Source organism: Helicobacter magdeburgensis (assembly GCF_000765825.2).
GTDB classification, from domain to species: Bacteria; Campylobacterota; Campylobacteria; order Campylobacterales; family Helicobacteraceae; genus Helicobacter_C; species Helicobacter_C magdeburgensis.
The window spans coordinates 36029-59680 of sequence record NZ_JRPE02000008.1; the positions used below are offsets into that span (position 1 = coordinate 36029).

Consider the following 23652-nt stretch of genomic DNA (forward strand, 5'->3'; position numbering starts at 1 on the left):
AAAATCCTTAACCGCCTAGCAAATTCTATTGCCACAACACAAGCTTTACACAAAAAGCAGATTCTGTTTTTTCATCGCTTCAAAAATAATCTCATAGCCCTTTAATGCCTTCTCATCACACAAAATCCACTCATTTAAGCCTTCCAAACTCATCATATGTGCGATTTTAGAATCTGATTTTCGTGCATTTTGAGAAAGCATCATCTCCACAAATGCGTCCCTTAAGCCCTTATCAAAGTCTTTTGAAAGCGTGAAATTACAATGACAATACTCCGCCCCCACATAAAAACTCTTTATCCCTGCATAGCTCCCCTCCTGCAAGATTCTAGCCCAAGTGCTAGAGCCAATAGCCCCCGCGTCAAGCTCCCCACTGCGTATTTTATCTAGCACATCAAATTCACTCCTGCCCGTATCGCCGTGCTTCCCCACATCACTATTAAAGCGATAAATGCCTACCGCATTACTTGGAGCAGATTCACTTAAACTTGACATTTCTTGCAATGTCAAAGCACTATCTTGCAAAAAGTGCAAAGGCATAATCGCCGCTTGAGCTGAATCTAAGCTCCCAAGCCCAAACTTCTTACCTTGCAAATCCTGCAAATCTTTCACACCATTTTCCCTTGTAACAAACACACTTTGAAAGCCTATATCCGTATCACGCATTAAAATCGCTTCCATTGCATTATCACTTGCCACTTGAGAGCGGATATAAGCGACATTTGTATTCCACGCAATGTCAATCTTTTTTTCCATAAGCCATTGCACTTGCCGCTCATAATTGCTAAAAAGCACATAATCTAACCGAATATCCTTAAAATACGCATTTGCATATTCCCTAATAATATCCCATATCGGCACAATTTGCGGTGCATACGCCACCGCTCCTACAATAATGTGTCTCATTTTTTACTCCTTTGCTAAAAGTGCATCACTTAGCCACACTTGCAACACATCAAGGCTAGGCGCCATAACTTGACTTGCCATCGCATCACGCAAATACCGCTCCAGTGGCAATAACTTACTATACGCTTTCCCACCGCCAAGTCGCATAGCCAACTCACAAATCTGCATAACAAGTTCAGTAGCATTAATCCTACTTGCAAAAATCTTGCACACCGCGTTAGAATCCCCACAATCAAATGCTCTTGCTGCTTCTTTCACAAGGGCGATTTGACTTTGTGTCTTGGTATAAAGATTTGCAATGTGAATCCGCACTAATTCCTTATCCGCTAGTGAGCTGCCATCAGTGTATTTTCTACTCTTACAATGATTTAACGCACATTCATACGCACTTTGCCCCACACCACTATACACAGCTCCAAGCCCTACGACAAAATACATCGCCACTAGCCCAGCGTGAGCCTCCCCCTCGCCATCTCTACCTAGTAAATAACGCTTTGTCTCTAGCCTTACATTCTCATAACGCACGGGCTTTGAGACATTCCCACGCATACCAAGCCCATTCCACACGCCCTCTTCGTGAATAAGCCCTTGCAAACTATTTGGCGTAATCCAGTTATTTTTCCCACCACTCACTTCGCAGGAATTTGTATAAGTGAGATAGTAATCTGCCTTTTCAGCAGAAGTTACAAAGCTTTTTCGCCCATTTAGAATCCTATGCTCCCCATCAGTTTTTTCAGTAATATCAGGTGAGCCAAAATGTGTGCCAGAGCCACTTTCGCTATACGCAAGGGCAAAAGTAATCTCCCCTTTAGCAATTTGGGGTAAAAACTCATCTTTTTGCCCCTTCGTGCCAAACGCATTAAGTGCAGCAGTTGCGACATTATGCATCATATAACACAACGCACTTGAAGCATCAAAACGAGCAATGTTATAGCAAACCAAAGCGTGATTCTGGCAGTTACCACCACTTCCGCCAAACTCTTTTGGCACAAGTAATCCCGTGAATCCCTGCTTTTTTAGCTCACTATAGGCTTCATCTGGGAATCTTGCCTCCTTATCAATAGCTTCTGTATAGGGGGCTACATATTTTCGCCCAAACTCCAAGCTTACACTTTCAATGTTTGCTAAATCCAACATTACACTTCCTTTACATAAAATTAGGCGTGTGAGCCTTGCTTAAATCAACAGCCAAATCCTCATCAATCCCACATTCAACAAGCCTTCTCGTGCGGTTTCTCTCCATTTTTGACTTCAGCTCCATCACCTCATCAAAGCCTTGAGCTATACGCTCTTGCCCTCCACCTTTCAAAACCGCCATAGATTCAAGCAAAAGCGAAGATTCAGCACTTTGTGAATCTAGATAATTCTTTCGCTGAAACACAACATCTTTGAGTGCGGCGATTTTAGCAGGATTGATAGCTAAAGTATGTTTCACATTCCCCATACCATAGCTTACGTGCCTTGCCTCATCTTTTCTAGCTAGAGAGAGCAGTTTCGCACTTGGCTCATCGCCCAAATCCCTAAAGCCATCTTCTAAAAATTTTAGTAAATCAATAAAAGTCCCTTCCCCCATAATATGCAGTAAAAAGCTTGATTTGAAATAATCCTTTTCATTCCACAAGCTAAATAAACTCTGCTGGGTGGTGAGTGTGGAGTATTGCACCCCAAGCCCTGTAACATTTGCTCGTTTTATAAAAGATTCAATATGCCGACTTTCATCGCCTATAATGCTAGAAAGCAGCAAAGGCACAGCAGTAAAAAATGGTGAAATCTGCCCTAAAAAACGGCTAGGAATATAAAGGGCTGAAAACTCATTTTCTGTAAGATAAGTCATAATCTGTGCGATAGCAAACTCAAGCTCCGGGCTAAATCTAGGCATTTCCTGCCACAAAATATCCCTTGAAGCATTCCATTGTGCGTTTTTAGAATCTTCATAGATTTGGGCTACATTATTGCTCCAAATCTCATTATCGTGCAAATATGTGAAGTGATATTCCGGGCTTGCTACTTCTACTTGCACACCATTTGGGGCTAATCCGTGCATTGCTGGGGCAGACGAAGTGGCATCAAACTTTTGGAATCTTGTGGGCGATTTTTTACGCATAAGATACAAAAAATTGCCCTTAGATTCTGAATCTTTACTGATTTTTTGCTTACAAATGAACTCTTCACCCTTAAAGCGACACCACATTATTATGTCATTTTCAAGGTTATCAAAATCACTTATAAGCTCAATCTCCGCTCCCTTTAGTGAAAGCAAAAAGGCATTTTCAAGACGCATAAAAAAGAATGCACCAAGTGGCAACGCACCCATAAACACACAGGATTTTTGCATATACAAACTTTTGGATTAGGCTCTACAAGACTGAAGACTTGTTTTCTTTCTCACGGAAAGCTAAGGGGGAATACTATTTAATTTTTGCTTAAAGATTTTTAAACTGCTTCATTTTATAATTTTATAGCCTGTTTGCCACCCACTTGATAACAATATTCTCAAACAAGCCTATTTACAAACTCCACAATATCCTCTATCACTTCCTGCTTGTTTATCTCATTTAGAATCTCGTGTCTTGCACCCTCATAGAGTTTTAGCCTTACATCAAAGCCCCAAAGCCTATATTGATTTGCTATTTTTTCTACCCCAATGCCAAAATTCCCGCAACTATCCCTATCCCCACTGATGATAAGCAACGCTAGATTCTCCCCCTTACTCGCTTCATTCACCCACGCCATACCCTTAAATAGCCCGATAAAGCTATTTAGGCTAAAGACAAACTGACACGCACCATCAGCCTTATACGCTTCCACGACAGCCCTATCACGACACAGCCACGCAAAGCCACCCTTTGTATTATCCTCTCCCACATTATGCAAAAATGGCTTATTAAATCCGCCAAAAGACAGGGCATTTATCCATTTTTTGCCTTGAATCTCTAATCCACACATCTGCAAGATTCTAGCCAAACCCGCCCCCAAAGACGCAAAGGGATTATACGCAGGAGAGCCAGAAAGGATAAGAGCATTTAGCTCGTGGCGGTGCATTTTCACATAGCCCCTTGCAAGAAGTGAGCCCATAGAATGCCCCAAAAGCACATATTTTTGCGGCTTAAAATGCTCTTTAGCTAAAAGTGTGAGCTGGTGCATATCCATAACAGCTTTGACAAACCCGCTAGATTCTGTATGTTTTGAAACTAGCCCGTTCATCTCGCCCCAAGGGTGAAGCGCATCAATGCTTTTGCCGTGTCCGCGATGATCATTGATTACAACAATAAACCCACGCTCGGCTAAATATGAGCCAACCCACTCATAGCGATCCTTATGCTCTACCATTCCGTGTGCGATTTGGATAAGCGTAGCATTTGGCACTTCTGGCATATACACATCATAGAAAATCTCTAATCTATCCTGCTTTGAGATAAAACTCTTATTTTTATACACCTGCATTGCAATCTCCTTTCAATCCCTTTAATGTATTCTTTGTTTTTTAAGCCATAATTGTAGCTGCTTCTCATCGCCATTAAATGCATTTAAATCAATCCGCTTCTCCCCACCAGAATAACCCTTCAATACGCCTTGTGGGTCATACTGCCAAAAACTCCAGCTTTCAAAATACACATTAAAAAGCTTTGCCCAAATGGAATCTGGTGCAAAAAACACAGAGCGAATCCACAGCGGATTCTCCATATATGCCTTAGCATATCGCTCACGCAAATACATATCATAAAAGCTTGGCGTTGTGTAGATGATGGGCTTTATCTTATAATGCTTCTCTAGTGTCATAAGTAGCCTATCAAGCTCGGCATAGACTTTTTGTGGAGGCGGAGGGTTTTTTGCCTTTGAGCCATAAAACTCTATATCAACAACCGGCGGCAACGCCTTAGAATCTCTTATATTTGGGACATTGTTAATAAAATTTTGTGCCTGTGTAAGCCCAGAGCTATCAAAGCTAAAAAAATGATACGCCCCCACATATAGCCCCTGCTTTCTAGATTCTGCAAAATTATACGCAAAGCGTTTATCCACCCAAGTGCTACCCTCTGTGGCTTTGATAAAAGCAAATGAAATATTTTGAGATTTTAGAATCTGCCAATCAATCTTGCCCTGATGTGCGGATACATCAACGCCCTTCATAGGATAACTCTTGTCACTTGGCATATTAAACCACACAAGCCCATTATGTTGCAGGATAAAAAACACAAGGGCTAGAGCAACCACCACAAGCAAACGCGTAGCGTATTTGCCAATGTGAAAAATCCTAGCAAATACGCCTTTTAATCTCATACTAATCCCGCAATCTCGCATCATATTTTTCAAGCAAAAAGCTCGGCTGATAGGAGAGTTTGGCTTTTCTTAAGCCTTCAATACCTAAATCCTCCTCTCTATTAGCGTATAAAGAGTTGGCAAATTTATGTTTTAAAAGTGCTTGATTAATGGCTTGATACGCCCCACTAAAAGCAATATTTGCCTTTTCAATATGTATAAGTGCCATTTTAGAATCTAGCATTTCTCCAAAGCTAAAAGCGATAATCTCCCCTTCATTTCGTAAAAGCCCCCCACTTAAGCCCAAAGTCTCAAAGTTTTTCAGGGCATCATTAATGCCTAGATTCTCATAATATAACCCCTTGTCATTTTCGCCCTGCTTTGAATCTCCTTGTTTTGCTTCCATACTCGCTTTAAACCATTGATTATTTATCCTTAGCACTTCTTCTATATTTTCTGCCCCCAAGGATTCAAAACACACATTAGGATATTGCAAATAAAAGCGATTAAGATGATTTTTTTTCTTATGAAACTTCCTGCCACTTAGCTCTATAAGCTCTTGTGTATTGTAAATATACTCAAACCTATCGCGTCTTTGGGTAAATTCAAAGCGTTCAGGAAAATCTCTCTGTAAGGATTCCACCTCATCTTTTTGCAAGGAGTGAAATTCTAGATTCAGTCCCAAACTCGCATAATGCTCTATCAGTGCGGTGATTATAGGTTTTTTATCCCCTTGCCCTAGTGGATAAAATACAAATGGCGTTTGTGTGGGATATTGCGTTTGGATAATAAGCTGATTGTTAAAAATACAAAATGAAATCTCGCGTGAATGTCGCCACATAAACATATTTGTAAAATTTGTGTCAGATAGCCACCGCCCACTTTGCTTTGTGAAAGGCTCTAGCAATGCTTTATGGCTTAAATCAAGCCTTGTATATTCCATAGAATCTGCCCCTTATCGTATATCAGCAAAAATATAACTTCCAAGCCATTTTATCTCTTCACCCCTTTTAGCAAAGAGCCTTTGCAATGCTTCATCTTCATAATGCCCTTGACAATCAATAAAAAAGCCCATTTTGAAATCCCCATTATCACGCACAGGGCGAGAATCTATCTTTGTAAGATTAATGCCCTCTTTCTTAAAATCCCCAAGCAGCCTAAATAAATCCCCCACTTCATCTTTACGCCTAAGATTCACAAACAATGAAGTCTTATCATTCCCACTTGGCGCGTTGCTAAAATCACTCACAATCACAAAACGCGTTTTATTGTGCTGCGTATCCTCAATATGCTCAAACATTAAAGGTAGATTGTAGAGCTTACCAGCGATTTTTGAGCCAATGGCGGCGGTATAAGGCGTGGTAGAAGCTAACTGCACTGCCCTTGCTGTGGAATCTGTGGGGATTTGCTCAATATGGTGTAAATTATGTGCGTTAAGGAATTTTTGACACTGCCCAAAAGCAATATCTTTTGAAAATATCTTTTGAATCTCACCCAAATGCTCGCAACTACTTAAAAAACTATGATGAATAGGCAAAATCACTTCAGCAATAATCTTAAACTCATACTTTGCAAGCAAGTCAATGCTCTCGCCAACCATACCATTTGTATTATTTTCAAGTGGTATGACGCCATATTTCACGCGTTTATGTGAAAGGGCTTCAAACACCGCACTGATGGTGTTTAGCGGTATATACTCACTCATCGCACCAAATCGCTCTTCAGCCGCTTGATGTGTATAACTCCCAATGGGACCCAAAAAGCCCACCTTTTCAGGCAACTCAAGATTACGCGAAATGGCAAAAATCTCTTGGTAAATCGCCTCAATCGCACGAATATCAAGGTATTTGCTTTTTGCCCTTCCTAGTCGCTCTATAATCTCTCGCTCTCGCTCTGGGCGGTAGATTGCCCCACCTTGCTTATGTTTTAATGCTCCCACTTCAGCTACAAGTGCCATACGCTTTTGTAAAAGCTCAAAAATCCCATCATCAATGGCATCAATCTGCCCTCTTAGCTCAAGTAAAGACTTTGCCATTTTATTCCCCCCTTATTTATGAATCCACACTTTGTGAATCTGCCATTTGCGAATCTTGCAGGAGTTTTGCCTCATCGCTGATAATATCTTCAAAACACTCACGATTTTTAATAAGCCTTGCTTTGCCATTTTCTATCGCCACTTCAGCCGGACGCAAACGCGTATTATAGTTACTTGCCATACTATATCCATACGCCCCCACATTTTCAATCTTTAGCAAATCGCCGTGCGTGAGTTTGGGCAAGGCAATATTTTTAGCCAGATAATCCCCACTCTCGCAAATGGGACCCACCACATCGCACATATCACAAAGGCTAGATTCTACACTTCGCTCCCCTATATGCTCCACATTTTGAATCTTTGCTACATACTCAATCTTATGCGTGGCGTGATAGAGTGTAGGACGCATAAGATCATTCATCGCCGCATCAGTGATGACAAAGCGTTTTTCGCCATTATGCTTTTCATATAAAACGCGTGTAAGCAGCACGCCACTCTCCCCTACTAAGAATCTGCCCGGCTCACAAATAATTGTCAAATCAAGCCCATATAACGCCTCTAAAATCGCTTGGGCGTAGTCGTAGGGATTAATAAGATTTTCTTCTTCATAGCGTATGCCAATGCCCCCACCCACATCAAAAAACTTTAAGTCAATTTTCAAGGCAATCAAACTATGAGCAAGTTGCGCGACTTTATGGGCAGCTTCTTTGATAGGCTCAATATCCGTAAGCTGTGAGCCGATGTGGAAGTGAATCCCAACCGGCTCAATATGCGGTGAGTTTTTAGCAAAAATATACATTGCCTTAGCTTGTTGTATATCCACACCAAATTTATTCTCACTCAAACCTGTGGAGATATAAGGGTGTGTTTTGGCATCAATGTTTGGATTGACGCGGATTGAGATCCTAGCCACTTTATTTAGGGACTTTGCAATAGATTCTATGCGTCCTAGCTCCTCTTCACTCTCCACATTTAAAAATAAAATATCACTTTGCAGTGCTTCTTGTATCTCATTATCTTGCTTCCCCACACCGCTAAAAATAATCTTATACTTTGGAATCCCAGCCCTTAACGCCCTCCTTACCTCGCCGATAGACACGCAGTCCGCCCCACTGCCTAGTGTGCTTAGATGATGAATGATAGAAAGGTTAGAATTTGCCTTTAGGGCATAGCAGATGAGTGATTTTCTAGCCCTAAAGGCTTCTTTTAAACTCAAAAAGGCTGAAGAAATTTTTTGTAAATCATACACATAGAGCGGGGTTTTATAAGTCTCTGCAAGAGTGTGGTAATCTATATCTTTCATTTATGCTCCATTATTTTCTTCAAAATTAAAATATTATGTTTTTAGCTTCCAAGGCAAGAATTTTAACCACATTAGCATAATATTATGTTAAAATCACGCTCAACTTCTTTATATTCAAGGATATATATGTCATTGTCCCCTGATAGTGTTTTTATACTTGTGAGTGTATTTTGTGTGGCTTTATTTGTGCTGCTTGTGGCGTTGTGGCTCTTTGGTCCTGCACCCAAAAAGCCCGAATATCAATCTAATGAAGAAGAGTACAAAGTAACCATAGAAGAAATTATGAAGATTCTAGATAGTCCAAAAAGCAATATACTCAAGCTCACCAAAGCAGTGGATATGTTTTTTGAGCATTATGATGAGCTTGATTTGAGTGATTATCGTAAAAAAAGCTTCCTTTTTGCTATTACCGTTCATAAAAACACCTCAACAGAGCTGATTATCCATACAGAAGAGCGTCTAAGGGAGCTAAACCCCGACTTAGAGCGAGAGCTCAATAAAACGCTTAATCGTGCCCTTGATGCGAGAGATATTTAGATTGACTTAGTTATCATTAAGGGGCTTGTATGCGACATCTGCTTAGAATCTCATTTTTATTTGTGCTATTGTGTGGCTATGCTAAGGCATTGGAATTTTTTGTGAAAGATTTTAGCTCTTATGAGATACTTTTTGTTCAAGATTCTTATCTTAAGACACAAGACACAACTCCCCAAAGTCTTTGCAAAAATAGTATCCAAGAAGCGTGCGATAGGGCAAATTGGCATTATGCACCATTGTACTATATTTGGGGTAAAGACATAGAGAAGCTAAAGATTCAGCAAGGGCAGCGGGCAAAACGAGAAAGGGAGCTTTACACACAATATGCGAAGCTTTGTGATAATACTGATATTTTTGGCTTAGATAATTTTAAAAATCCCACTAAGCACCCTTTAACATTGCTCCTCAAATCAAGCCGCCAACTTTTCTCATCTATAAAAAGTCTTGTGTATTACCATAGCCCACTATCCCAAGCAGAGCAAAGCACCAAAGAGCAATGCGTTAGCCTTTCACATAGCATTTATGAAGTGGAATCTTACAATTTTCGCAGAAAAGAATATTTTCGCCCCACATCTGTTGATAATGCCCTGCTTGCTTCCTGCCTTAAGTATGATAATCTCATCTCCTGCATACAGACACATCACCCTTTAGGCTCATTGTATGGTGCGTTTCTAGCAAAGCACGATAAAAACTTAGCAGATTCTACTTTTGCTAACTCCACGCTTGATACAAGCCTATTGTTCCAAGCTATTTTTTCTCGTTCCAAGCTTGAAAATGCGTATAGGCAAAGACTCTACAAAGAAGGGCAATATAGAAAGTTATGTGATACATTAGAAAAACAAACGCAAATATCGCTTATACACAAGCTCTATCCGTTAAGTGAGCCTATCACTTCACCTTATAATCTCCCCTTTCTTTGCATAGCTTACAAGGATAATGGGACGATATATGATAGAATTCTCCCGTTTGCAAATGATGATAAATGGAGTGAAGAGCAAGCAAAGCAAGTATGTCAAAAAATGCGTGAATCCACACAAATAAAAGGACATTTTATAACCCTAGAGGCTTTGTATGATATTGAAAAGCTCAATGCAAATTTCACCCAACAAAAGCAAGAAACAATGGCTATCTTTTCTAAGCTTTGTAAGAAACAAGATGAGCTTAACCCATCTTTTGCCTATCCGTGCCAAAATCTAGAATCCGTGCATTACGCCACATTACGCACATACCTTTCCGCAGATGGAGCTTGTCAAGGCGGCATACTCTTACGCCATAAAGCAGAATATGATAAAGAGCAAAAAGAGCTAGAAGCAAGGCGACAGCAAGAATGCCAGAAAAGACAATGCTGCTGTGTTCCTTAGAATCTACGCCCACTCACGCTCACGCAAAGCTAGATTCTAATAGCCCTTTTGTTGCAGTTTTTTGTATTCATTACAGCTAGTTTGGTGTCCCAAATCACAGGCTTTACCATAAAACTTTTTTGCTTTTGTGAAGTCCTGTTTTACACCATTGCCCTCATAATAAGCATAGCCCATCTCAAAACACGAATTATCATCTTCTTGCTCACAGCCTTTTTGAAAATACTCAAATGCTTTGACATAATCTTGCTGTATTAATCTGCCCTTTATATATAAGTATCCAAGCCAATAGTATCCCATATTTTCACCAAGTTCTATGGCTTTGTTATATAACTCTATGGCTTTTTGTGTATTCTGCCCTACATTACTGCCATATTCATAGTTAAGTCCTAAATTCGCACAGCCCTTTCCATAGCCACCATTACACGATTTTTCAAATAGCTTAACTGATTGTGTCCTGTCTGTATGATCTACCCCTGCTCTATGACACGCTTTGAAGTCATTATTTTCACATAAAGATTCTAGCTCTTGCACGCTTTTATTCTCATAGTAAGAATCTGGCTGAAACTTTTGCTTTTCATTTGCATAACCACTAAGTGCCAAAACTACCACGAGTCCAACTGCCATTTTTTGCATTGTCTTTTTCATTTTTGCCCTTTCAAGTTTAGAATCTAAAGCCCACACAATACAAAAAAATAAAAAACGCATTTTAAATTTTGACAAGTTTATTCTAAGATTCACGCAAAATTTATACAGGATTCACAAAAATACAGAATCTAGCATAGATTCTGTGCTAGATTCAATCCACCATTAATATGGCTTAATGCTTATGTTGCGTAGGCTGAATGTCCTTATTATCCGCAAGATTCTGCGATGAGACTTTATCTAAAAAGCTTAGAAGTTTTACTGCGGCTTGCATATACGCCTTAGCACTTTTTGAATCTGGCTCAAAAAACGCAATGGGCTTCCCACTATCTCCGCCCTCACGCACTTTAGGCTCTAGCGGGACTTGGGCGAGTGTGCTTGTGCCATATTGATGAGCTAGATCCTCACTTGTGCCTTTGCCAAAAATATCATACTCTTTCCCACAATCAGGGCAGATAAATCCACTCATATTCTCAATAAGCCCAGCAATAGGGATTTTGAGCTTATCAAACATATCAAGGCTTCTCGCACTATCATCAAGGCTGACTTTTTGCGGAGTAGTTACGATAACCCCCGCACTCACCGGCACACTTTGTGCGAGTGTAAGCTGTGCATCGCCCGTGCCCGGTGGCATATCAATCACAAGCACATCAAGCTCACTCCATAACACATCTGTGAGCATTTGCTCAATCGCTCGCATAATCATAGGACCACGCCAAATAAGGCTCTGCCCCTCATCATACAGCACACCCATACTCATCATTTCCACGCCAAAGGCTTTTAAAGGGATAAGTTTTTTTTGTGCTTCATTGACTTCTGCTTTTGTGGCATTAAGTCCTAACATTCGCGGGATATTTGGACCATAAATATCCGCATCAAGTAGCCCTACTCTTTTACCCTGCTGTGCTAGAGCGATAGCAAGATTCACGCTGCTTGTGGATTTACCCACACCGCCTTTGCCTGAGCTTACCATTACAAAATGCTTGATATGTGGGGCTAGGTTTTTTGTCTTTGGCTGGGGCTTTGGAGCGGGTTTTGGGGGGTTAATCTCTAGGCTTAGATTCTGCCCTTGTAGCACAGAATCTAGCTGCTTTTGCACCTCTACTTTAAGCGTGTCAATGACTTCTTGTGCGCTTGAGGGAATATCTATGCGGATATATACACCCCCATCACTCACTCTCACTTCTTTAAGAAATCCAAAACTCACAATGTCTTTTGAAAAATTTGGATAAATCACATTTTTTAGATTCTGCGTGATTTGTTCTTGTGTTAGCATATTCAATCCTTTATAGTTGTCTATCCTACGATACAAGAGCGTTAAATCCCCTACATCATAGGCGGTGGATTATACAAATAAAATTTAACTTCTCATTAAACAATTTTTCTTAAAAAAACAGATAAAAAATTATTGAATCTACGCTAGAATCTAGCCCAACTTACCTTTAAGGATTCTCAAGGATTTTCCACAATGCTTCTTGCGATTTATAGTGTATGTGTCTTTATTTTTATCGGCTACATAGCAAAGCTTTTGCGACTTGTAGGGAATAAGCAGAGTGGAATCTTGCTTGGATTCTTGCTCAACTTCGCACTTCCCGCACAGATTTTTAATGGCACATATCACGCCACCTTGGATATGGACTTTTTTGTTGTATGTATTGTGAGCTTTATTTGCTCCATAAGCGGTGGGTTGGCACTTTTTAGCATTGGCAAAATTCTTAAACTAGATAGAAACTCTCTTATTGCATTAAGCTTTATGGGGGCATTTGGTAATACGCTCTTTTTGGGGCTGCCTATTGTCAATGGGGCGTTAGGCGAATCTTATGCAAACAAAGTCATTATTTATGATCAAATTGTTACGGGTATTCCCATTGCATTTTTTGCCCCTTTTATCTTAAGTCTTAATGGAAAAGGTGGCTTTGGGTTTAAGGCGGTGGCTTCAAGGCTCTTTCAAAGTCCGCTTTTTCTTGCCCTGCTGTTTGGATTAGCTCTTAAAGCCTTGCCTTTGCAGATTCCTGATGAGCTGTTTTTGCCCCTTAAAAGTCTAGCTCAAACAGCCACGCCTGTGGCACTTTTTGCCATTGGAGTGCAAATGAGCTTTCAAGCTATCAAGCAGGAGTGGAAGCTCACTGCCCTTTTGCTTTTTGGCAAAATGTGTATCGCTCCGCTTTTGCTTTTTATCGTGGTAATTGTAGGTTTTGGTGGGTTTAATGACTTATGGCGTATGGCACTGATTGAAGTGGCAATGCCCCCTGTGGTGAGTGCTGGGGCGATTGTCATTAAGGCTGGGCTAAATGCTAAACTTGCAGTGAGTGCCATTGCGTTTGGAATCTTGCTTAGCTTTATCAGTGTGCCTTTATGGCTATTTTTTGCGTAATCTTATAAAGATTCAATGCTTAAGCATTTAGTGTTTCAAGCTACAATGTATAGAAAATTTTGATAGCAGATTAGGGGGAGCTATGTTTCAAAAATATCTTATTCCTTTGTGTATTGTGGCGATTATCTATCTTGTATCCACAAGTGATGCTTTAACAAATGTCAGTGCCGGACTTGCGATTTTACTCTTTGGTATGTTAAGCCTTGGAAGTGGTTTTCGTGCGTTTAATGGTGGATTTTTAGAAAATCTCCTAACAAGCTCCACAAGCACCGCTGTAAAAAGCATTACCTTTGGGACTATCGCTACTGCGGTTATGCAAAGCTCTTCTTTAGTCTCCGTGCTTTCAATCTCTTTTGTCTCCGCAGCACTTTTAAGTCTCGCTCAAGGTATAGGCGTGATTTTTGGAGCAAATCTTGGTAATAGTGCGGGATCGTGGCTTATTGCAGGGGTTAGCGGTATGAAAATCTCCGCCCTTGCCTTGCCACTTATCGTTGGTGGAGTGCTCTTTAATTTTCAAAGTTCAAAGGCAAGTAAGGGTATAGGGCAGATTTTTATCGGTATTGGCTTTTTCTTTTTAGGCGTTGGGTATATTAAAGATGGGTTTGAAGAATACAAGGAAGTTGTAGATTTTTCACAATATGCTATGGAGGGCTTGGGCGGGGTTTTACTTTTTGTGGGGCTAGGAGCATTAATGACAGCCATCGTGCAAAGCTCTCACGCCACACTTACAATCATCATCTCTGCCTTTGCTGCTGGGAGTATGAGCTATGAAAATGCCCTTGCAGCGACACTTGGGACAAGTGTGGGCGGTGTGATGACGGCTGTTATTGCCTCGCTTAGCACAAATATTGATGGCAAACGACTAGCCGTGGCAAATTGTATTTTTAACTTTAGCATTGCCTTGCTTGTGATTGCGACATTTGATTATTTTGTGTTGGCAAATAGCACCATCTCTATGCTTTTGGGCTTGGAAGAAAATAGTGTTTTGCGTATTGCTGTGTTTCACACACTTTTTAATCTCGTAGGCGTAGTGCTTCTTCTACCGCTTATCCCTAAAATCGCTATATTTTTAGAATCTGTAATGAAAGACAAAGATTCACAAGTTGATAAGCCTTTATATGTCAATGATACGATTGTGCAGTATCAAGACACCGCTTTCATCGCCCTGACACGCGAAGTGTATCATCTGTATGAAAATGCCTTTGAGCTTATCTCTCACGCGCTTGGATTCTCACGCCAAGATATAAGAAGTCAAGATAAAATAGATGATGTGCTAAAGGCTCGTATATGGGCGAAAGAAGATGTGGATATTGAAATTTTTTATATCAAAAAAATCAAAGTGCTTTTTAATGCCATACTTGATTTTTCCACAGAAGTGCAAGCCCACACACAGGATAAAGCCTATATCTATAAGTTTGCTATGCTGACTTCTGCTTCACGCCACATTGTTGAAGCCATTAAAAATATGGAGCTTTTACAGCCAAATCTCAAAAAAAATAGCCTTTCTCAAAACAAAATCCTATCTAATGAATACAACGCCCTAAGAACACACCTTGCCTTGCTTTTGCGGAGTATTGCAGAGATTAATACCGATGAAGAGTTGCACCCACAAGTCGCCATTGTCAAGCTTAAAGCTCAAAAAAAAGCTTTTAAAAAGATTGATAAAGATTCAATCGTGCATATAGAATCTATGCTAAGCAAAAAGGATATTAGCGTGCCAAGTGGGACTTCACTGCTTAATGCTGTGGGCTTTAGCCATAATATTGCTAAAGAACTTGCCAATGCGATGATACAGATTCAAAAAACGCGTCTTGAGCTTGATGAAAATCAAAATGAGCTAGAAGAAAGCATAAATGATGGGAGTGTGAGCGAGTAAAAAATGAATAAGAAACTTATTTTTTTTAGTATTGTTGGAATCTCCTTTGCAATCTTGCTTTGTGTGGGGGCATTGCTTTTCATCACACAAAATACGCGAGATAAACAAACCTCCAAAGAACCTCCAAGCCTAGAATCTTTGCAAGTTAAATATGCTAGTATCACGCCAAAGCTTTGGGGAGAAAAAATGGAGGGCATCACTTCACTTCTCCCTAGTGAAGCTTCACCTGTGGTTTATCTTACTTTTGATGCGTGTAGTGGGGCGTATGATAAGGCTTTGATTGATTATTTGAGTGAAAATAAGATTGAAGCGACATTGTTTATCAACTCACGCTGGATTGACAAGCACGAGCAGGATTTTTTAGCTTTGGCTCATAATCCACTTTTTTCAATCCAAAATCACGGCACACTTCACCGCCCACTTAGCGTAAATGGCAAGTCAATCTACAATATCAAAGGCACAGATTCTATCCAAGGTGTCTATAATGAAATAATGGGGAATGATAGACGCATTTTTGAGCTCACCGGCAAACACCCTACCTACTTCCGCTCTGGCACGGCGTATTATGATGAAGTGGCGGTAAGTATTGCTAAAGATTTAGGCTATGAAATCGGCGGATTTGATGTGCTAGGCGATGGTGGGGCGACCTTTTCAAAAGAGAAAATTATAAAGCAAGTCAATAAAGTCAAAAATGGCTCAATTCTCATCTACCACTTCAACAAGCCAAAAAGTGATACATTTGCCGGGATTAAAGAAATCGTGCCATTACTGCAAAAAAAGGGGTTTAGTTTTAAGAAGCTAGAGTAATATCTAGGCTAGATTCTAGCATAAGAGAAAATCCCGCCCCCAAGCAAGGGAGTGGGTGCTAAAAGAAATTAGTTTCCTTTAACAATTGTTGTTGAAGTAGAGTAAAGTCCAAGGATACCAAAATTCTTAGAATCTACACTTTTGATTTGAGAAATACCACCAGCTTTTGCCGCAGTATCAACAGAGCAATCACCGATAGCCACAAGACCAAGGATATTGCTGCAAGTCGCACTTCCTTCTTTTGAAGCTCCACTTGCTGAAGTAGCAGTTCCCGGTGTGCTATTGCCTGTGTAAAGCATACCCGGTGCTGTCCCAGCTACAGAGCAACCTGCAAAGAATGCCATAGAGCTACCTAAACCTAAAGCCAAAATAAGCTTTTTCATATAAAACTCCTTAAGGAAAATTCCACACTACACTGAAACTAGTGGGTAGCCCCATTATAAAAAAAAAAAAACGCCCCCTAATAATTCTCTCTTTTTGCCACAAAAACACCAAAGATAATTACCAAAATACCCAGAATCTCAAATATTCCAAGTTTCTCACCAAGGATAAAAAAGCCCATTAACGCAGCGATTATGGGGGAAAAAAGCAATAAAAGTGAAGAGGTTTGGGTATTCACCTTGCCTAAAATATAGTTAAAAAACCCCTGTCCAATCACCTGTCCGCATAACGCAATAAGAGCAATTATCCCAAAATCTTTCATATCCTTTGGCACTTCAAAGCCTTCAAAGATTAACGCAAGGGCTAAAAGCATAAGGCTTGAGCCAATACAGGCAAAAAACATTATCTCCAAAGTCCCATATCGCTTTCTTAATGAATAAATCACAGCCAAAAAACAGCTATAACACAGCACACTTAAAAATGCCATAAAATCCCCAAATGGCGTTGCCACGCTTAACTCCCCTTTGCCTCCAACTAAGATAAAAATCCCAAAAAGTGCGACAATCGCCCCGACTAAAAGACTTTTTTTAAATCTTTCTTTAAAGAAAAAAATACCAATAGGCATAAGGATAAAACACGCTAAAGACGCAAAGAGATTCACATTCGCCACACTTGTATGCCGCAATGCGAGATTAAAAAACAATAAATCAAAGGCAAAAAATATCCCTGCTAGCATCATAAATGCAATATCTTTTAATGGAATCTTAAACACATTTCTACGCGTATTTGCCATAAGCCAGAAAATGGGCAACGCTAAGGCTATGCGGTAGAATCCCAAGTTGATAGGCGACATATCTGTAAGCTTTACTAACACACTCGCATAGATGATAAAGCTTTCCGCCAACAAAGCTAAGAGAATATAAAAGCTAGGGCTTTGGGGGAGTTTTGAGATTTTGCTGGGCTTCTTGACCAAGCTAGAATCCAAAGGGCTAGAATCTAGGGGATTAGAATCTGTAGAGTTAGATTCTAGTGATTTTGATTTTAGGGCTTTGGCTTCTAGTGGGCTAGATTCTATATGTGTTTGGTGTGAAATAGAGCATTTATTGAGCGTAAAATTTTTAAGAATGGAAATTGTAGAATCTCCTGCCCCATTATTTTTCATAGTATCTTTTTTGGTAAAAAAATGGCAAATTTTAGATTTTACAAGAAATTGTGTGGCTTTCATTTAATATTCCTACTAAGGCTATTGAAAGCTTATCCAAAGCTTTTAGCGAAATTGTAGCATAAATACACTATAATCCCGCCAAATACTATGTAACAAAGGGCTTTTATGTCAGTTTCACAAACGCATTCACATACAAATAAAATCTCCATAAATACGCTAAGCTACACGACACTTTTTCAAACACTTAGTTTTATGTTAATTTTGCTTATACTTTGCACTTGTGCTAGGGGCATAATGGTGCTACACTATATTCCACAGGAGCTCTGGGAACATCAGGACTTTTATGCAATGCTGTTTATGGGATTTAAACTTGATATGCGAAGCATTGGCATCGCAATGCTTATTTTCGTGGGGTTAAAACTTATTGCCTACATTATAGAATCTGCTCTTAAAATACTTAGCTTTTTAGCTGGGGGGGGGGCAAACACAACTTCTAAAATCTTTGCAACCTTAACTTCTTTTTTCTCCCGCTTTTCTGCTTTTTTCTTTTCATTTTATGCGTTTTTGCTTGGCTTTGTGTTTATGGTCGCAGCCATTGTGAATTTCTACTATTTCCGCACTTATGGGAGCAAGATTGATATTTTTATCTTTGGGTTAAAAGATGATGATACTTTGGCGGTTTTGTCTATTATGTGGCAGGATTATCCTGTTGTTTTAGGGATTCTAGCTTCTTTAATTTTGTGGAATTATTACGCTTGTTGTTTATAAGATTCCACTTAAGGTTCATTTTTTAAAACAAAAATTGCGGATTTCGCTCAATATAGCCACACTTTTTGTTTATATGCTTATCTATATTTGTTTTGTTATTTTGGTTTTTATCGCAGCTCGTGGCTCACTAGGGACATATCCTATTTCAGAAAACAATCATAATATCTCATCATTGCCCCTTTTTAATCATATCGCCACAAATCCTCTTATCGCATTTGATTGGGCAAGGACAAATTATAAACTTGATACACATTTTATAGAGCCTGATATACAAAAAGGTGAAATGTTGCAAGAAAAGCTCTTTCCGCTTTTACATACCACAGCAGATTCTAGCTTTTTGCAAAATAACCCACCGCATATCGTTATGAATCTTATGGAGAGTTTTGGCACAAATATGCTTGTATATGATGACAAAGACACAAATGACTTGCTTGGCTCTTTGAGAAAACATTTTGAATCTGATTTTGTATTCTATCGTTTTTTAAGTGGGGCAAATGGCACGGCTGGTTCGTTTGTTGGACTTTTCTTCAACAGTCCAGATGCTCAAATCTCGCTTGGCAACGCAAAAAATATCAAACTCCCATATAATCCATTTACCATATATGCAGATTCTGGCTATGAAGTCATCTACATTACTTCAGGCTATGCGTCTTGGCGTGGTTTGGGGGATTATATTAAGATTCAAGGAGCGCAGAAAGTCTATGATGCTATCACACTTATGGATAAATACCCTACAAGCAAACAAGATGTGAGTGCCTATGGTGTGCCTGATGAGTATGCCTACAAACTTGCGTTTGAGATTCTAAATAACGCCACAAAGCCAACCTTTATCGCCATACTCACCACAAGCAATCACCCACCCTATCATCTCCCGCATAACTACACTTTAAAACCCATTTCTTTGCCAGATGAACTTCTCTTAAGACCTTCAAAAGAATCTCAAGTAAGGCTTGAGCTTGCCACAAAACTCTTTCAATACGCCAATAATGCTTTTGGTGAGTTTATGGATAACATTAAGCAATCACATCTTGCCAAAAATACGATTGTAAGTGCCACGGGCGATCACCGCATAAGAGATTTTGGAAGCAATCCTAGCACAGATAAAGTCTTGTATCATAGTGTGCCTTTGTATCTCTATGTGCCACAATCCTACAAAACAAATCTCACCTATGAACCCTCACGCACAGGCTCACATAAGGATATTTTCCCTACACTCTATGAGCTAAGTCTTTCAAATACGACATATATGAGCCTTGGCGGAAGAAATATGCTTGCCAAGACGGATAATGAAAAATATGCTTTTGGCTATAATCAATCGGTATGGATTGATAAAAAGGGAATCTACCCAATCCCCACAGATATTGGCTATCTATGGAGAGATTCGCAAGTATTTAAAGATTCTAAAAAATACTTTGGTCTACTTTCCTTAGATGAAAGCTTTGAACTAGGAGATAAAAAAGACTTTGCCACGCTTTATAACGAGCTGTTTAACTATTCTATCTCGTGGCAAATCCACAATGCCAAAGAGAGTGAAAAGCAATAGAATCTTTGGCTAAGATTCTAAAAAATAGCTAATCCCAGCAAAACCAAATAGCCCTAGATTTTTAAGCGTTTGGATATGAGATTTATTTATACCACCAAGTGCCACAATGCGAGAACGCAAGGACTTTGGGAGATTGCGTAAAGATTCTATGCCAAGGGGTTTGCCTTTGTTTTGGCTAGGATATATGGGACTAAGAGTGCAGTAAGTCGCCCCAAGGGCAAGGGCGGATTTTACCTCTTCAATGCTATGGGCGCTGTAGCCTATGATTTTTTTATCTGCAAAATGGGATTTTAGCGGAGCGATAAAGTCTAAAAAATGGGATTTTAAATGCACACCATCAAATCTTGCAAACCTTGTTGAGAGTTTCACAGCTTCAATGGGGTTTGCAAAAGGCAGATTCAATAAAAGTGTTTTATGAGACAAAGGGCGAGTAAGGCTTAAAAAATCATCAACAAATTCATCATCTTTATGACGATACATAAGCCAAGAAGCTGATTTTGCATATAATGGGAGCTTTTGCAAATACGCCCTGTCAATGCAAGGCGTAATAAGAATGGAAGTGAAATTAGTGGTTTTCATCCACGACTACTGCGCCGTGAATATACACATAAGTGAGAATCATAAACACAAATGCTTGAAGCAACGCCATAAAAGTAAGAATAGCAAAAGGTGCCACAGGCACAACCCAAGGTGCAAGCATAAGCATAACAAGCAAGAACATATCATCACCCTTGATATTCCCAAAGAGACGGAAAGAAAGTGAGATAATACGAGAAAAATGCGAGATAATCTCAACTGGAAGCATAAGTGGAGCAAGCCACCATACAGGACCCATAAAGTGTTTAAAGTATTTAAAAACACCTTGAGTGCGTATCCCCTCAAAGTGATAGTAGAAAAACACAACAAGAGCTAAAACAAGCGTAAAGCTCCAGCTTGAAGTAGGAGACTCAAAGCCCGGAATAATGCCAATGGCATTGCCAAAAAAGACTAAAAATGCGATAGTCGCAGCAAGCGGAAAATATTTACGCGCAATCTCCTCGCCCACAATATCTTTTGCAAATGAGACAATCCCAGAAATAACATATTCAAATACATTTTGTATACCACTTGGAACAACCTGCATTCTATGTGTAGCAACTCGTGCTAGAATCAAAATAATCACTGCCACAAGCAATGTATGAAACCCAATAATAAAATCGTGATCACCATTAATCAAACCAGCGAAAGTAAAAACTCTATTATCCATAGTAACGCCTTTTTATATAGATGGCTTGGATTATGCCAAGTTTTTTGTTAGTTTTGCTTTAAACTCTTTAATTTTATAAAAACTTTTCATCAATATACCAAATATGCCACATAAACACAGCACATAAAATTCCCATTGGAAGCAACAAGCCTACTTCAGGATACACAATCCCAGCAACACTAAGCTGTGAGAGTGAATAAAACACACCCCATATTGCCAATGCAACAATAATACTCACAAAGCTAATCAGGGTAAGATTCCCGTATCTAGGCAAAGATGGAATATAATAGGCAATAATAGCAATACACAAAGGCACGAAAAATGGTATGACAAGCAACCCATAGAGAATCCCGCGTATTTTATCGGAACTGACATTTTGTTTTCTAGCGATTTTAAGCGAAGCAAAGGCATCAACAATAGAAGCAATAGGCTTATCTTGTGCGATTGTCTCAAGCACCTTTGAACTAAAACCTTTTAAAATCTCTAACTCTTCTTTCAAGCTTATATCCAAAGCCTTCTCCCCAAGTGTTGGAGAATCTATAATATCCACGCTTTTAGCCTTTTTCAAAACCCATATATTTTTCTCAAAAAATGCCTCATTTGCCTCGTGATACGCCACAAGATTACTGCTTTCATCTAGGGTAAAAACTTTAATGCCCTCCGCCCTTGCCTCACCATTAAACAACGGATAAAGTTTGCGGAGAAATATGTATTGATTACCACTTTTTAATAGCAGATTCTCGCGTATATTTTGTGCGTTTTGATAGATAATAGATTCTGCGTATTCCTTTGCATAGGCAAACGGCGTGGCATTTAGCCCAATAAACCCCGCAGTCAGCAGGGTTGAAATCAGCAGTAATGGTGCTAGAATCTGCCTTTTAGAATAGCCTAGAGCCATAAGGGCTGTGAGTTGTGAGCTTTTAAGAAATGCCATATAAAACATAATAGAACACAAAACAAGTGAAATAGGCAAGGTATAAGTGAGCGCAAAAATCCCATCATAAAACAAAAATAAAATCAGCAAATTCGCAGAATCTGGAAGCTCCTCAATATACTTAAGCGTATCAATGGCAAGAAAAAAGCCTTCCAATCCCAAAAAAATAATAAGAAAATATTTGAGATAATAAAATCCAACAAAACGGATAAGCATTACTCGCCGCCCTTACGATTAGTTGCAAAACTAGGGCTAGATTCTATTTTATGAGTTTCTAAAGGAATGTTTTTAGAATCTAGAGAGCTTGCAGAATCTTTAGTTTGCGATTTTTTGTTTTGTGCGGTTTGTTTAGAAGTATTTTGTCTTGCGTTGATACCAAAGCGACTTTGTAATGCTGTCGCAACATCTTTTAGACTATCTTGCCCCATTTGTGCAAAGCTCAAAATTGCCTCTTGCAGATGAGGCATAAGGGCGTGAAAACTCTCTATTTCTTGCAAACTAAAATCGCTTAGCACATAATCCACCACACTTTGCGTCGCACTCCTGCCAATACCAAAACGCAAACGCACATACTCATTTCCCATTGTGTTATCAATGGATTTTAGCCCATTATGCCCACCGCTTGATCCTGCAAACTTAAAGCGAATATCACCAAAAGGAATGTCTAGCTCATCGTGGATAATAAGCACAGATGAAAGCTGAAAATACCGAGCAAAAGGGGCTATGCTCTCCCCAGAAAGATTCATAAAAGTTTGAGGTTTTAAAAAATACAGCGTTTGATTATAGGCTTTTAGCACCCCGAGTTCAGCATTAAACTTCTTATCAAAAGCAAAATCAAAGCTCAAAGCCCTTGATAAAAAATCAAGCACCATAAACCCGACATTATGCCGAGTTTTCTCGTATTTGACACCCGGATTGCCAAGCCCCGCAATAAGAAGGGCGGACATTATTTTGCTTTAATCACCCCAACCACTGCAACAGAAGGGCGATTTAGCACATTCACACCATCAAGCTGTGGCAAATCACGGATAAGGATAGAATCCCCTACATCTAAATCACTCACATCAAGTTCATAGGTATTGGGAAGATTTTCAGCTGTGCATTTTACGCTAATACGCTTTGTGGAAATAAATAGCACACCTTTATTTTTAAGCCCCTTTGCACTGCCTTTTACGCTTACAGGGACTTTATATTTGCTCACCACGCCTTTTTGAGCTAAAAGCAAATCCACGTGGATAATCGTATTTGTAACAGGATCTTTTTGATACTCTTGAATCACAACATCTAAAGTCTTTCCACCGACTTTCACGGGGAAAATCAATGTGTTTTTATGCTTTACCGCCTTGATAAAGTCATTGAGCTTAAAGGCACAATGGATATTCTCTTGCCCCTTGCCATAGATGTTTGCAATTAGATAACCATCATTCCTCAAAGCCTTTGCTTGAGATTTTGAAATACTCTCTCTAATTTGTCCTTCTAACATTGTCAGTCCTTTTTGAAAATTTAAGGGTCGCATT

Annotated in this window: 24 protein-coding genes; 7 read left to right on the plus strand and 17 right to left on the minus strand. The window is 39.5% G+C overall.

The window, feature by feature from the left end; translation table 11 throughout:
• Positions 1-45 precede the first annotated feature (45 nt).
• The 8 genes from LS74_RS06400 to lysA all read right to left on the minus strand — a co-directional run bounded on the left by LS74_RS06400 (position 46) and on the right by lysA (position 8501).
• Positions 46-903, minus strand: a complete 858-nt coding sequence (locus tag LS74_RS06400) for a phosphate/phosphite/phosphonate ABC transporter substrate-binding protein (RefSeq protein WP_034586493.1) — start codon at positions 901-903, stop codon at positions 46-48.
• 3 nt (positions 904-906) lie between these two features.
• Positions 907-2040, minus strand: a complete 1134-nt coding sequence (locus LS74_RS06405) for an acyl-CoA dehydrogenase family protein (protein WP_034586490.1) — start codon at positions 2038-2040, stop codon at positions 907-909.
• Positions 2041-2050: 10 nt separating this feature from the next.
• Complete coding sequence (locus tag LS74_RS06410) at positions 2051-3238, minus strand: ribonucleotide reductasen (protein WP_034586486.1); 1188 nt, start codon at positions 3236-3238, stop codon at positions 2051-2053.
• A 158-nt stretch (positions 3239-3396) separates the two neighbouring features.
• On the minus strand, positions 3397-4347 hold the full coding sequence (locus LS74_RS06415; protein WP_034586483.1) for an alpha/beta fold hydrolase: 951 nt from the start codon (positions 4345-4347) through the stop codon (positions 3397-3399).
• A gap of 21 nt (positions 4348-4368) precedes the next feature.
• Positions 4369-5184, minus strand: a complete 816-nt coding sequence (locus LS74_RS06420; RefSeq protein WP_034586480.1) for a glycoside hydrolase family 25 protein — start codon at positions 5182-5184, stop codon at positions 4369-4371.
• A 1-nt stretch (position 5185) separates the two neighbouring features.
• Positions 5186-6106, minus strand: a complete 921-nt coding sequence (locus tag LS74_RS06425) for a DUF2156 domain-containing protein (protein WP_034586477.1) — start codon at positions 6104-6106, stop codon at positions 5186-5188.
• A 12-nt stretch (positions 6107-6118) separates the two neighbouring features.
• Positions 6119-7198, minus strand: coding sequence for a chorismate mutase (gene pheA, locus LS74_RS06430; protein ID WP_034586474.1), 1080 nt, complete (start codon positions 7196-7198; stop codon positions 6119-6121).
• A 16-nt stretch (positions 7199-7214) separates the two neighbouring features.
• A complete protein-coding gene (gene lysA, locus LS74_RS06435) occupies positions 7215-8501 on the minus strand; it encodes a diaminopimelate decarboxylase (RefSeq protein ID WP_034586471.1) in 1287 nt (428 codons plus the stop codon).
• 126 nt (positions 8502-8627) lie between these two features.
• Here lysA and LS74_RS06440 point away from each other — a divergent pair, with 126 nt between their 5' ends.
• A complete protein-coding gene (locus LS74_RS06440; RefSeq protein WP_104744034.1) occupies positions 8628-9038 on the plus strand; it encodes a hypothetical protein in 411 nt (136 codons plus the stop codon).
• 29 nt (positions 9039-9067) lie between these two features.
• A complete protein-coding gene (locus LS74_RS06445; RefSeq protein ID WP_034589210.1) occupies positions 9068-10399 on the plus strand; it encodes a hypothetical protein in 1332 nt (443 codons plus the stop codon).
• A gap of 36 nt (positions 10400-10435) precedes the next feature.
• Here the strand turns inward: LS74_RS06445 and LS74_RS06450 are convergent, their stop codons facing one another.
• Together LS74_RS06450 and LS74_RS06455 are read right to left on the minus strand one after the other, a co-directional pair.
• Positions 10436-11044: a tetratricopeptide repeat protein gene (locus tag LS74_RS06450; RefSeq protein ID WP_167480469.1), complete on the minus strand. Its 609-nt coding sequence runs from the start codon at positions 11042-11044 to the stop codon at positions 10436-10438.
• Positions 11045-11216: 172 nt separating this feature from the next.
• Positions 11217-12317, minus strand: a complete 1101-nt coding sequence (locus LS74_RS06455; protein WP_034589211.1) for an Mrp/NBP35 family ATP-binding protein — start codon at positions 12315-12317, stop codon at positions 11217-11219.
• Positions 12318-12509: 192 nt separating this feature from the next.
• Between LS74_RS06455 and LS74_RS06460 the strand changes: the two genes are divergently transcribed.
• The 3 genes from LS74_RS06460 (at position 12510) to LS74_RS06470 (ending at position 16098) form a co-directional block, all read left to right on the plus strand.
• Positions 12510-13415 carry an AEC family transporter gene (locus LS74_RS06460; protein ID WP_034589144.1) on the plus strand — a complete coding sequence of 302 codons (906 nt, stop codon included), beginning with the start codon at positions 12510-12512 and terminating at the stop codon, positions 13413-13415.
• A gap of 82 nt (positions 13416-13497) precedes the next feature.
• The gene (locus LS74_RS06465; protein WP_034589138.1) at positions 13498-15291 is read left to right on the plus strand and encodes a Na/Pi cotransporter family protein; all 1794 of its coding nucleotides are present in this window, start codon (positions 13498-13500) and stop codon (positions 15289-15291) included.
• Between the two features lie 3 nt (positions 15292-15294).
• Positions 15295-16098, plus strand: a complete 804-nt coding sequence (locus LS74_RS06470) for a polysaccharide deacetylase family protein (protein ID WP_034589140.1) — start codon at positions 15295-15297, stop codon at positions 16096-16098.
• 68 nt (positions 16099-16166) lie between these two features.
• Here LS74_RS06470 and LS74_RS06475 read toward each other — a convergent pair whose 3' ends face one another.
• Positions 16167-16481: a TRL-like family protein gene (locus LS74_RS06475; RefSeq protein ID WP_034589142.1), complete on the minus strand. Its 315-nt coding sequence runs from the start codon at positions 16479-16481 to the stop codon at positions 16167-16169.
• 77 nt (positions 16482-16558) lie between these two features.
• Positions 16559-17704 carry a DMT family transporter gene (locus tag LS74_RS06480; protein WP_034586618.1) on the minus strand — a complete coding sequence of 382 codons (1146 nt, stop codon included), beginning with the start codon at positions 17702-17704 and terminating at the stop codon, positions 16559-16561.
• 105 nt (positions 17705-17809) lie between these two features.
• On the opposite strand from LS74_RS06480, the gene LS74_RS11350 reads away from it, so the two are divergent.
• A complete protein-coding gene (locus LS74_RS11350; protein WP_236096844.1) occupies positions 17810-18412 on the plus strand; it encodes a hypothetical protein in 603 nt (200 codons plus the stop codon).
• A 73-nt stretch (positions 18413-18485) separates the two neighbouring features.
• A complete protein-coding gene (locus LS74_RS06490) occupies positions 18486-19955 on the plus strand; it encodes an LTA synthase family protein (protein WP_236096845.1) in 1470 nt (489 codons plus the stop codon).
• Between the two features lie 9 nt (positions 19956-19964).
• Here the strand turns inward: LS74_RS06490 and LS74_RS06495 are convergent, their stop codons facing one another.
• The 5 genes from LS74_RS06495 to LS74_RS06515 form a co-directional block, all read right to left on the minus strand.
• Positions 19965-20534, minus strand: coding sequence for a thiamine phosphate synthase (locus LS74_RS06495; protein ID WP_034586620.1), 570 nt, complete (start codon positions 20532-20534; stop codon positions 19965-19967).
• Complete coding sequence (locus LS74_RS06500) at positions 20521-21201, minus strand: F0F1 ATP synthase subunit A (protein WP_034586624.1); 681 nt, start codon at positions 21199-21201, stop codon at positions 20521-20523. Before LS74_RS06500 ends, LS74_RS06495 begins: the two co-directional genes overlap by 14 nt.
• A gap of 73 nt (positions 21202-21274) precedes the next feature.
• Entirely contained in the window at positions 21275-22351 is a 1077-nt protein-coding gene (locus tag LS74_RS06505; protein ID WP_034586627.1) for an LptF/LptG family permease, read from the minus strand.
• Positions 22351-23082, minus strand: a complete 732-nt coding sequence (pth, locus tag LS74_RS06510) for an aminoacyl-tRNA hydrolase (protein ID WP_034586630.1) — start codon at positions 23080-23082, stop codon at positions 22351-22353. Before pth ends, LS74_RS06505 begins: the two co-directional genes overlap by 1 nt.
• Positions 23082-23618 (minus strand): 50S ribosomal protein L25/general stress protein Ctc, encoded by a 537-nt coding sequence (locus tag LS74_RS06515; RefSeq protein ID WP_034586631.1) that lies wholly within the window; start codon positions 23616-23618, stop codon positions 23082-23084. Before LS74_RS06515 ends, pth begins: the two co-directional genes overlap by 1 nt.
• Positions 23619-23652: the final 34 nt, after the last annotated feature.